Raw genomic sequence first — 11710 nt, 5'->3', positions numbered from 1 at the left:
CAGGAAACTATTCTGCCGGAATCTTGTTCTCTATTCTGATTTGGACAAAAGTGTAATCTAATCAATTTAAATCATCATGGAATCAGGAAATTCTATCTGGTCGGCAGCCGTTTTATTGTTTTTGCTCATGGACCCGATTGGTAACATACCAATACTCCTGGCAGTGCTGAAAGGAATTGAACTGAAACGTCAGCGGACCATCATCATCCGGGAGCTGCTGATTGCCCTGGGGATCTTGGTATTTTTCATTTTTACCGGAAGGCCAATGCTGAATTTTATGCACCTGCAAAAAGAGGCGGTGACCATCGCCGGAGGAATTATCCTGCTGATTATTGGTCTGCGGATGATCTTCCCGAAACCGGAAGGAGTGATGGGACAAACGCCGGGCGGTGAACCTTTTCTTGTTCCCATTGCCATCCCGATGATCGCTGGACCGTCCGTCCTGTCCATGTTAATCCTGATGACGCAGGGGAGCCCCGCGAACCGTGTCAGTTTGGTACTTTCCCTGGTGATTGCCTGGATCATGTCCTTCATTATCCTGTTGGTGGCACCAGCCCTCATTAAGGTATTGAAACAGCGCGGACTGATCGCTCTCGAGCGCTTCATGGGAATGATTCTGGTGATGATGGCTGTACAGATGCTGTTGGACGGTTTCAAGCAGATACTTTGATAGTTAGCTTATTGTTGATTTTTCATCCGTAACTTCAAATTACCCCTTTCTCTTCCAGCGAAGCCTTCATTTCCCGGTGATGCTTTTGGAAGTTGATGTCGATGGTATGAAGAAGTTTCCGGACTTCAGGATGGTCCTTCATATTATCGAGCAGTGGATCGATTTTGAGGAAAAGAATCACCCAGTAGTAGTAGTCCTGTTGCTCTGAAAAAAGCTTCAACTGCTCAATTGCTTTGGTCGTTTGGTTTTCGTAGGCATAATACATCGCCAGGCTCAAGTGCTTGTAAATGGATTGGTCGCCTTCAGCGAAAGCTTTGTATTTCTGCAAATATTCAGCTGATTTTTCGGTTTGTCCGACCTGGGCTAATACCAATCCAATTTTGGCATCTTCGCCCGGAAAAATCGCCAGGTGATACTTTTCTTTGGCGGCGATGAACGGTTGGTAATAGCGATACGCGCTTTCGTAATCGCGCTGGTAGTAACAGATTTTTCCCACCTCCTGCAAAACATCCAACCGGCTGGTATCCTTTTTCAGCACAGCAATCAAACGAGTCCGTAATTTTTGCAGGTCTGGATTACGGGCATACTGAATGTACGCTTTCACATATTGAGAGTAGAGATTATCGGGATGATAGGCCAGCGATTGATTGATGTACTTTGCGGCTTCATCAACAAAACCGCTTTGAATAAAGGCATTGCTGATGTGCAGGAAGATGAAACTGGCGGTCACCGAGTCATTGGCGGCAATATCCAGTTGCGCACCTTTCAGCGCATATTCCAGGTACTTCTCCGCATTGGGTGAGTAAGTCGAATAAAAATCAGACAGAAGATTGATGACCATGGCGGAATTGGGGTGATATTCCAGCGCTTTCAGCAGGTAGGGTTCCGCCAGTTTGTACTCCCTACTGTGCATATAGAACAGCGCTTTGGCCATTAAACTCTGTGGCAACTGCGAATCGTACAGCAGTGCTTTGTCGGCATTCTCATTGATTTCGGCACCGTATTGTTTTTCGGTTTGACTAATGTCCAGATAATAGTACGCAATGGCAATATCGGCGTAGGCGCGGGCAAATGTCGGGTCGTGTTCCACCGCTTTTTGGAACAAGGGGAGGGCTTTTTTGAGTCCTTCGCCGGTGCCTTTGTGGAAATATTCCTGTGCTTTCAGAAAATAGTCATAAGCAACCAAATTCCGGGTTGGCACTTTGTCTATGCGCTTTTGCTCTTCCGGTGTGATGATGACCTCAATCTTCTCAGCGATGTTTTTAGCGATTTCGTTTTGCAACGAGAAGATATCCTTCGTTTGGCGGTTGTACTGTTCCGCCCATAGGTGTTTGTCGCCATCTGCTTCAATCAGCTGCACATTCAGCCGGATATGATCCCCGATTTTCTGTCCGCTGCCTTCCACCACATAAGTTACGTTGAGCTCTTTGGCAATTTCGGAGATGAGCTCAGGATGCTGCCGGTATTTTTCCACGGAAGTGCGACTAATCACCCGCAAATGCTGGATGTTTTGAAGATTGTTGAGGATGGATTCCATCACACCGTTGATGATGTAGACATTGGTGGAGTCGTTGCTATCGTTGATGAAAGGCAGCACGGCAATGGATTTCTCCTGTGTTTTGGGCTTTTCGGCCATCGGGCCAACGATGAGATAGATGATGTTGGCGGTAATAACAACCAGGATAATAGCCCACAGCCAAACCAGACTTCTCTTTTTTTTCGGAAGTTCTTCCGGAACCGGTTCTTCTTCGGCGGAAGCCTTGTTTTTTGCTTCGCCGGGCGGATAGCCGTAGTGGTCGCGGAAGCATTTGATGAAGTAGGAAGTGCTGCCAAATCCAACCCGGTACGATATTTCCGATGTGGTCAGTGATGTTTCTTTCAGCAGCTCCATGGAAGCTTCGAGGCGTATCTGCCGAATAAACTGACTGGCCGAAAGGTTGGTTAGCTTTTTCACCTTGCGGAGAAGATTGGAGCGGCTCATGCCCATTTCGTGGGCCAGCTCCGATACGCCGAACTGCTCGTTCGACAAATTTTCTTCAATGGCGGCGGTCGCTTTGCTTAAAAAATCGTTCTCGATGGTTCCGGATTCAGGCATGATTCAGTCAGGCATCAGGTAATTTTTGCAAAAGTTACGCATAAAGTTTGACACCCCCATTTCAGGCCGTTTCGTCGTCGTTTGCGTCATAATTGATATACCTGCGTCATAATTTTCGCGTGCTCGTCAAACTTGATACGATTGACGGCATGGTTGATAGGCTTTGCGTCAGCGTGTGACGGAACTTTACACTGTCAATCAAAAGTCGAAATTTAAACGATGCGGTCATGAAAACACGAATCTATTTTTTGGACAATCTGAGGACCTTCCTCATCTTCCTGGTGGTGCTGTTGCACGCTGGATTGGTTTATGAACAAGCCCTCGAAGGCAACTGGATTGTTGTCGACCCGGTGAAAAATAATTCCATTGGCTTAATCAGAATGTATCTGGACCTCTTTGTCATGTTCAGTATCTTCTTCATCTCCGGATACTTTATTCCTTATTCTTTAAAAAGCAAAAATACGTGGGGTTTCGTGAAGTCGAAACTGAAGCGGATTATGCTTCCCTGGCTGATTGCTGTGTTAACCTTGATTCCCGCTTACAAAGCGATCTTTCTTTTCTCAAGAGGCCTGCCGCAGGAAGCCTGGTACACCTATTTTCACGTGTTCCAACGTGCCGGAACCGACCTGTACTTCTTTGCCAATAATCCGACTCAGAACTGGCTGTGGTTCTTACCCATCCTGTTTTTGTTTCAGATGATTTACCTGGCACTGTACAAACTCAACCTCTTATCGTTCAAAATTTCACTGAAAACGGGTGTGGTTTTGACCTTCGTCTTCGGGGTACTTTACGGTATGGTTATTTCCGAATCCGGCTTGATGGGCTGGACGCATACAGCGCTTTTCGATTTTCAGCGGGAAAGGTTGTTGATCTATTTTATGTCCTTCCTGTTGGGAACCCTTTGTAACAAGCAGAAGGTGTTTGAATCGGGCACAAAAAATAAAAAGCTGTATATACAAGTAAATGTGGTATTAACCTTCTCATTGCTGGTTTTCACGGCAGTAGCGCTGAACCTGTTCTTCAATATCATCAATCCCGGAAGGAACTTCTACTTTGTTGACCCGTTTGTCGACAGGCTTTTTTACCATATGTCGGCTGTGATTTCGATGTTGAGTTTCCTGTACGTATTGATTTATGCGTTCCGCTTTAGCCTGAATAAAACCAACTGGTTGATGGACGAACTGAATAAAAGCTCTTACTCGGTGTACATTATTCACGTTATCGTGATGGGCTTGATCGCCGTTGGACTCATGTATGCACCGGTTCCGGCTTTGGTGAAATATGCCGTATTGACCATTTTGACGTACGCGGTGAGTAACCTGCTGGTGATTGTCTATCGCCGGGTTTTCCAACCGAATGTTCCCTTAAAACTGGCGACAGGTGCTGTTATGGTGGGCGCATTGTTTGCCTTCATAGTAATAGGAAGTCAGAAATCAGCTACTGCTGAGCCGGAGCAACCGGCAAAACCGGTCGAAGCGAAAGCGAATCCAAAAGTCAGCTTGCACGAAGCCATCGTCCTCGGTGATATGGAAGCGGTACAGCAGCACATTGCATCCGGTTCCGATCTGAATATGAAAGAATCCTCGGGTGGTTCCAGTCCGTTGATGACGGCTGCTACTTTTGGAAGGAACGAAATGGCACTGGCCTTGATTGAAGCGGGAGCCGATGTCAACTTCCGGAACAACGATGGTTCCACGCCTTTACACACGGCTGCTTTCTTCTGCCGGACGGAAATAGTGAAGGCACTGCTGGAGCATGGCGCTGATGCATCCATTAAAAACAACGCCGGCTCTACAGCCCTCGAATCCGTACAGGTTCCCTTCGAAGCGGTGAAAGGTATTTACGATTATTTCGGGAAGGTATTTGGTCCGCTTGGGCTGAAACTGGACTACGAACGGCTCAAAACCACGCGTCCTGAAATTGCAAAACTGCTGCAACAGTCATAACTTTAATTATCTAACAGGCTAACTTAATGAAGGCTATTGTCTGCACAAAGTATGGACCTCCTGAAGTGTTACAGTTTCAGGAGGTCGCCAAGCCCTCCCCCCGCGATCACGAAGTACTGGTAAAAGTACATGCTACAACGGTTACCGCCGGCGATGTCCGGATTCGGGGATTTGTTGTACATCTTCTGTTTTGGATACCATCCCGTTATATGTTGGGTTGGAGGAAACCCAAAAGTTCCATTCTGGGCGTTGAGTTTGCCGGTGAAATAGAATCGGTTGGCAAAGGAGTGACCCGCTTTCAGCCTGGCGACCGGGTGTATGGGGCGCCGTCATGGTTGCAGTTGGGTTGCTATGCCGAATACCTTACAATACCGGAAGATGGCATCATCACCCAAATACCTGCCGGGAAAACTTACCAGGAAGTGGCTTCCATTCCGTTTATGGGCATTGGCGCCCTCTATTTTCTGCGGAAAGCGAATCTGCAGAAAGGTCAGAAGATTCTCATTTACGGAGCATCAGGTGCGGTGGGTACCTATGCGGTACAATTGGCCAAATACTTCGGGTCAGTGGTAACGGGCGTGTGCAGCACGGCCAATCTCGAAATGGTGAAATCCATTGGTGCCGACAAAGTGGTCGATTACACACAAGAAGATTTTTCGAAGATTGGCGAAACCTACGACATTGTTTTCGATACGGTCGGAAGAAGTCCTTTTACGAAATGCATTCGTTCACTGAAAAAAGACGGTGTTTACATCCTGGCCGATCAGCGGTTCATGCAGACCATCCGGGGAATCTGGACCTCGCTGACCAGTCGCAAAAAAATCATCACCCAAACAGCTATAGCTAAAGAAGGTGATCTGAAGTTTCTCAATGAGTTGCTGGAGAGCGGAGCTGTTCGTCCCGTGATCGACCGGGTATATCCGTTCGACGAAATGGTAGAGGCGCACCGGTATGTCGATAAAGGCCACAAAAAAGGAAACGTAATCATCAACGTGGTATCATGACCAAAAAAATAAGTACTCAATTAATCTTAATAAACCGAAAACGGAGGAATTCAAATTGAATTTAGATAAAACAACAAGTCAAATCGTCGATTCATCACAACAAAAGGCTGCAAAAATAGCAGGCTTTATGTTCCTGTTGGCCTTTATCGTTCCTACGCTTAATTGGACTCTGATACTTTCCAGATTTAGTATTGGAACAAATGCCTCGGCGACAGCTAATAATATTTTGGAAAGTGAGCTACTATTCCGTCTGGGTATGACAATTGAACTGCTCATGCCGGTAGGTTTGATCATACTGGGGTGGACTCTCTATCGGATACTCAAACCGGAAGGCCGGAATCTTGCTTTGCTTGCGCTTCTTTTGAAGCTGGTCGAGGCCATTATCTCGGCAGTTATTGTACTGGTCGTTTTCATTGCTTTGCATCTTTTAGATGGAGAAGCATATTTGAAAGTGTTTACGCCTGAACAGTTGCAGGTTCCGTTAACTCTAATTATCAAATCGCATATGGCCATATTTTCAGTTCCTATGGTATTTCTGGGGCTGGACATGATGATATTTTCTTATTTGTTTTTCAAGTCAGGATATATCCCCCGGATATTGGCAGCTTTTGGAATCTTTTCATTTGCCCTCATTTTCATTCACTCCCTGATGTATCTTCTGGCTCCCCAATATGCTGCCATGGCGATAAATCAAATAATCTTCTGGTTTCCGAGCGGTCTTTTTGAATTAGTTGTTGGCTTCTGGCTTTTGTTCAGGGGGTTGAATATCAATCATCAAGAGATATATACTTCCACATCTAATATTCAGATATAACAAAACAAAACGGAGGATCTAAAAATGGACGAAAAAGTAAAAATTGAAGACAAAAGTACCTGGGCAACTGGTGGTGGTTTACTGCTGGGCTTAGGCGTAGGATTCTTTTTCCTGCAAACATCTGCATTGGCCTTTGTTGGTTGCCTTTTAGGAGGTTTGGGCCTGGGCTTGATTCTTACCGCCATCATTGGAGGACGGAAGTGAACAGACAACTAACCAAGCCATGAAAAAAGCGATTCTCATCTTATCCATGCTGGCACTGTTTGTTGGTTGCCAGAGCCAGGTTTCCAGTCGGTACACCTACCAGCCTCCCGGGCAAATCAACGATGGATTTGTCACCGGGTCGCTGGATGAGGTGAACATGGATAAACGCTTAATCAAGCGGGCTGTTGAGCGGATTCGGGATGGTCGCCATGGCGAAGTACACTCGATGCTGATTTACCGCGACGGTAAGTTGGTGGTGGAGGAATATTTCCCGGGACACCAATACCAGTGGGATGCACCGAAACATTACGGAGAATGGGTGAACTGGGACCGCGATATGGCACATTGCGTGCACTCGGTAACCAAAAGCATCACATCCCTGTGCATCGGGATTGCTATCGAAAAAGGATTTATCGATAGCGTGCAGCAGTCGATATTCGATTATCTGCCGGAATACCAACATCTGAAAAGGGCCGGCCGGGAGTACATCACCATCGAGCACCTGCTGACCATGACTTCGGGCCTGGCGTGGGACGAATGGGGCGCTCCGCTGACTAGCATCAAAAACGATCAGATTGCCATCTACTTTTCCGGGATGACTCCGGTGGAATATAGCCTGGGAGCGCCGCTGTTTGCACCGCCCGGGGCGCACTTCAACTATTCCGGCGGAAACATGGAAATTCTGAATGCCATCCTGAAGAATGCAACCGGCGGGATGACGCTGGATCAGTTCTCGGCTGAGTACCTGTTCAAGCCGTTGAACATCGAAACCTTTGACTGGTGGTTGAAATATCAGACGGGCGAAGTGCACGCAGCCGGAGGTGTGAAGATGATTCCGCGCGATATGGTGAAAATTGGCGTAGCGATGCTCGATCATCTGAACGGAAACGGGCATAAGTTACTCTCCGACGACTGGGTGAGCCATTGTGCGGAGCCTTACGGCGGAAACCACAGCATCAAAGTACCCGGAGAGGATTTGGGTAGAGTCGGTTACGGCTACACGTGGTGGACCAAGCAATACTCGGCTACCGGCCTGATGTTTTCGGCCCTGGGCTGGGGCGGACAGAAAATTGTTGTTATTCCTGAATTCAATGCCGTGGTGGTGTTCACCGGGGGAAATTACACCTCGAAGGTGAAGCAGTACCGGATTCTGAAAAACTACATCCTGGCTGCGATGGGATGAGCAAAGCGTTTGAACCAACTAACCAATGAATAACCATGATCCGAGTGTTTCGTAAAATGCGATTCGAATTTCTTTCCGGTGAGCGATTCAGCAAATACCTGCTGTATGCAGTGGGCGAGATTGTCTTGCTGGTCATCGGAATCCTGATTGCCCTGCAAATTAACAACTGGAATACCCGCCGCATTGAGAAGGCGAATGAGAAGAAAATCTATCAGAATATCCGGCGGCAGGTAGTTGATGACCGGAACGAGCTACTTCGAGTACAGGCGTTCAACAACTTCTACTCGGGGCAGTACGAGTATGCGAACCGGCTGATGCTCGCCAACGACCGCAGTCAAATAGACACACTGGCTATCATCGTCATGAACCTGTCGCGGTATTCCGATTTCCAACGCAGCGGCAACATCTATGAGACACTGGTGAACAGTGGAGAATTGAAGCTACTGAAGAACCGGGGGATTACCAGCCAGCTGCAAAAGCTGGAGGTGACCTACAATTACATGAACATGTTGGAGAAAATCCATTGGGAAATCATCATCAACGAGCTGTCGCCCGAAGTGAAAGGTGTTATCAACTATGCCACGCTGAAAATCATAAAACCCGAAAAACTCTATTCTGTCGAGCTGCAAAACATTCTCATCGAGAGCCTCTTCCTGACCAAAGGCAAAGAAGGCGCCTACAACCAGGCTTTGGAGGATATCAAAGCGCTAATTGGGTTGATTGATGAGGAGTTGGGGGTAGAGAAATGAACATTAGCCACTTTTATTTTGCTTCCTCATTTTCTTTGGACATTACTTATTAAATGCTTTTGCGGCGAATATAGTAACTAATCACCGCAAAATATGCGACAAATAAGTTAAGTCATTACACGCAATAAAATAAAAAAGTCCCCGAAACCTCAGGGACTTTAATTTTCTCCCGAAATTTCGGGACTTCATTATCAATTTTCTTTTCATTTCTGATCTTCCGTCCGGTACTCCGGCTGTTCCTTCTGGTCTTTCACCATGTCATCCGGGTCGTCGAGTTGGGGACCTTTGTTGAGGGCAGCCCAGTCGAAGTTTTCGTCCAGCGGGTCGAGTGCTTTCTTCGGGTCGAAGATGCGTTGGTCTACCGGAACGGCTTCGTACGGTGTGAAGTCCGGCTTGTCGGTGAACATATCGGCCAGGTCGGTAGCGCCGGCATCGTACTGGTTCAGGTAAGGCAGTCCCAGCACATTCCAGAACGTTTTGAAAATACTTCCAAAGCTGTAGTGCACATGGCCTACGTAATGATGTTTCGCGTAAGGCGAAATCACCATCAGCACGCTGCGGTGTGCGTCCACATGATCGACACCGTTCTGCGCGTCATCCTCGGTAATTACAATCGCCATGCTCTTCCAATATGGCGTGTGCGACAGAAATTCCACAATGCGCCCTACCGCCAGGTCGTTGTCGGCCATGTAACTTTCGCGGAAAGGATACCCTTCGGTTGGCCGCTCACCGGCTCCGTGATCGTTGGGAATGATAACCGTCAGCACGCTCGGCATCGTATCGGTGCTGTTAATCCATTTCTGATTGAATTCCTTGATGAACTGGCTGATGCGGAACTGGTCCGGGATGTTCATGTTGAACGTCGGGTATGCCTTCGACGAGCGGGTGAAGATGGGCTGCGGCACCGGGAAGTTGGCAAACTGCTTAATGCCGGTGTACTTGTACGATTTGTCGTAGAATGCAGGCTCGAACATCACGCTGAACCCGAAATTGTAAAAGTCGATTTTGTTGCGCTCCAGGTGATCCCAAAGCGAACCGGCTTCGTTGTAATCTTCGGGGTAGATGGCTCCTGCCGCGCCGTTCATGGCCAAAGCACCGGGTGCCGTAGATTCCGGATTGTAACGGCGGTTGCCGCCGTAGCTGGCCGGCGTACAGGTTTCCACCCACTCGTTGGGATAGGTATTCACCAGCCAGCGGTGTCCGTCAGCTGACACATCCGAATCCACATAAAAGTTATCGCCAAAGCCGAATTGCCGGGCCAGTCTCAGGTGGTTGGGCATCACGGTGGCGTGCTCCACCTTCATGGTTCCCTCATGGTTGGTGAACCTTACATCGCTTCCGTAACGGGCAATGGTCGGGTCGCCGTTGGCGTTCTTCAACTGACCGAAAATTTCGTCGTACGTCCGGTTCTCTTTCGAGATGAAAACAATGTGCCTGATGGGTGACTCCTTTTGTCCGCCGTAAAGCGGAATCGGGTTGTTCTCCCGTCCTTTCATCGCATCCGTCACCGCCTGGATTTTAAAATTGTTATGGATAACCTTGTCGGTGAGTGAGGTCAATTCCCAGTCATCGGGAATGTCCATCACAGTAACGGTTCCTTTCATCAGATTGCCGATGTAGGTTCCTTCGGGGCCTTCCTTGAAGTCTCTGCCGCCATTGGGGCCGGCACCGTAACCTTTCGCATTGGCCACAATCAGCTTTTTCCCGTCAGGCGTTACTTTCAGTTTCGAGGGGAACCAGCCTACCGGGATGTGGCCGAGCACTTTTAACGAGGGAATATCAATCACACCTACGGCATTGATGCCCGATTCAGCTACGTACAGCCTTTTCTGGTTCGGCGAAACGGCCAGACCGAACGGAATAACGCCCCGGAAATGCTTCAAGGGGTCAGCCGGCTTCAGGGCTATCTCCTTGATGATGGTATCTCTCTTTGCATCGATGACGGAGATGTTATCGTTGTTTCCGTTGCTCACGAAAACGTATTGGTCAGTTGCTACCACCGAGTTCGGGCTCGAGCCACCCACGGCCGGGATGCCTTCCACTTTGGCGCCCACCAGCGTTCCGGTTTTAATTTTGGCCGTTACATGTGGCGTGTCTTTCAGCGATACGGCCCACACCGAGAAAGACTCGGGAACGTTCGGGTCGCCGAGGCCCGGCACTTTCATGCTGTCGATAACCGTTCCGTCCTTCATCTCCTTCGAGCCGTAAGCAAACGCCGGAAACTTCAACGCTTTGTCAATCTTGTGTTCCGACTCGATGTGGTCAATCTTCTTGTACTCGAACATACCCACGTTGGCCACGTACGCCTTGCTTTCGTCAGGCGAAAGGGTGACTCCGAAAGGATATCTTCCGGTAGGAACCGAATACAGCACTTTTTTCGTTTGCGTGTCTGCGATGATGAGCCTAAAGTTCATCTGGTCGACCGCATAAAGGGTTTTTCCATCCTTGCTCAGGACCATATCACCGATGTAACCGAAAGGAGTTTTTTCGCCATCGGCCATCACGTTGCAATCAATGGAATCCAGTTTTTCCCCGGTGTTGATGTCGAACAAATAAATCTGGTTGGTTTGTCCGCCGGCTACGTACACTACTTTATTGTCCGGTGAAATAGCCAGTCCCATAAAAACCGAAGCCAGCACACCGCGGTCGGTCGATGGACCGGGAGGTACCTGTCGGATGTCCGGATTTTTCGACGTGATGTTTTTCAAAATGGAAATGGAGAGTGGCGATATGCCCGAGTTAGCAGTTACGGCCACCGTTCCGTCGTGGCTGAGTGTCAAACCAAACGGGTGTGGCGCCACCGTAAAGGTATTCCCGAAAGGCGTAATGAGCCGTCCGTTGGGAAGTACGGTTTCGCCGCCCGGCACAATCTTCGTGAACCGATCGCCGGCTGGTGCCGTTAGCACAACGGCCTCTTTCTTTTGCGGCTGGCAGGACCAAAGAATCAGCCCGAAAGCGAGTACCGCAAAAGCAGTGAAAAGCTTTTTCATAGTATCTAATTGTCAGTTGTCAAGTCTGTTTTGAACCAGTCTAAGTTATACGATT

9 protein-coding genes are annotated in these 11710 nt (G+C 48.3%); 7 read left to right on the top strand and 2 right to left on the bottom strand.

The features are described 5' to 3' along the window. Nucleotides 1–76: 76 nt before the first annotated feature. Nucleotides 77–670, top strand: coding sequence for a MarC family protein (locus tag CLV93_RS03845; RefSeq protein ID WP_106540862.1), 594 nt, complete (start codon nt 77–79; stop codon nt 668–670). A 34-nt stretch (nt 671–704) separates the two neighbouring features. On the opposite strand, the gene CLV93_RS03840 is transcribed toward CLV93_RS03845, so the two are convergent. After that, a complete protein-coding gene (locus CLV93_RS03840) occupies nt 705–2765 on the bottom strand; it encodes a helix-turn-helix domain-containing protein (RefSeq protein ID WP_106540861.1) in 2061 nt (686 codons plus the stop codon). Between the two features lie 227 nt (nt 2766–2992). On the opposite strand from CLV93_RS03840, the gene CLV93_RS03835 reads away from it, so the two are divergent. Genes CLV93_RS03835 through CLV93_RS03810 form a run of 6 tightly spaced genes read left to right on the top strand, consistent with a single transcriptional unit; the run spans nt 2993 to nt 8665 of the window. Continuing rightward, nucleotides 2993–4711 carry an acyltransferase family protein gene (locus CLV93_RS03835; protein WP_106540860.1) on the top strand — a complete coding sequence of 573 codons (1719 nt, stop codon included), beginning with the start codon at nt 2993–2995 and terminating at the stop codon, nt 4709–4711. 26 nt (nt 4712–4737) lie between these two features. Further along, nucleotides 4738–5715, top strand: coding sequence for an NAD(P)-dependent alcohol dehydrogenase (locus CLV93_RS03830; RefSeq protein ID WP_106540859.1), 978 nt, complete (start codon nt 4738–4740; stop codon nt 5713–5715). Between the two features lie 55 nt (nt 5716–5770). Continuing rightward, on the top strand, nt 5771–6529 hold the full coding sequence (locus tag CLV93_RS03825) for a DUF4386 domain-containing protein (RefSeq protein ID WP_106540858.1): 759 nt from the start codon (nt 5771–5773) through the stop codon (nt 6527–6529). A gap of 24 nt (nt 6530–6553) precedes the next feature. Then, entirely contained in the window at nt 6554–6733 is a 180-nt protein-coding gene (locus CLV93_RS03820) for a hypothetical protein (protein ID WP_106540857.1), read from the top strand. Between the two features lie 19 nt (nt 6734–6752). Next, on the top strand, nt 6753–7916 hold the full coding sequence (locus CLV93_RS03815; RefSeq protein WP_106540856.1) for a serine hydrolase domain-containing protein: 1164 nt from the start codon (nt 6753–6755) through the stop codon (nt 7914–7916). 35 nt (nt 7917–7951) lie between these two features. After that, nucleotides 7952–8665, top strand: coding sequence for a DUF6090 family protein (locus CLV93_RS03810; RefSeq protein ID WP_146141945.1), 714 nt, complete (start codon nt 7952–7954; stop codon nt 8663–8665). 203 nt (nt 8666–8868) lie between these two features. Here the strand turns inward: CLV93_RS03810 and CLV93_RS03805 are convergent, their stop codons facing one another. Beyond that, complete coding sequence (locus CLV93_RS03805; RefSeq protein WP_106540854.1) at nt 8869–11655, bottom strand: hypothetical protein; 2787 nt, start codon at nt 11653–11655, stop codon at nt 8869–8871. Nucleotides 11656–11710: the final 55 nt, after the last annotated feature.

The organism is Prolixibacter denitrificans (assembly GCF_003014495.1).
Taxonomy (GTDB): domain Bacteria; phylum Bacteroidota; class Bacteroidia; order Bacteroidales; family Prolixibacteraceae; genus Prolixibacter; species Prolixibacter denitrificans.
The sequence above is the reverse complement of the archived record's forward strand: the minus strand, read 5'-3'. Positions and strand labels throughout refer to the sequence as shown.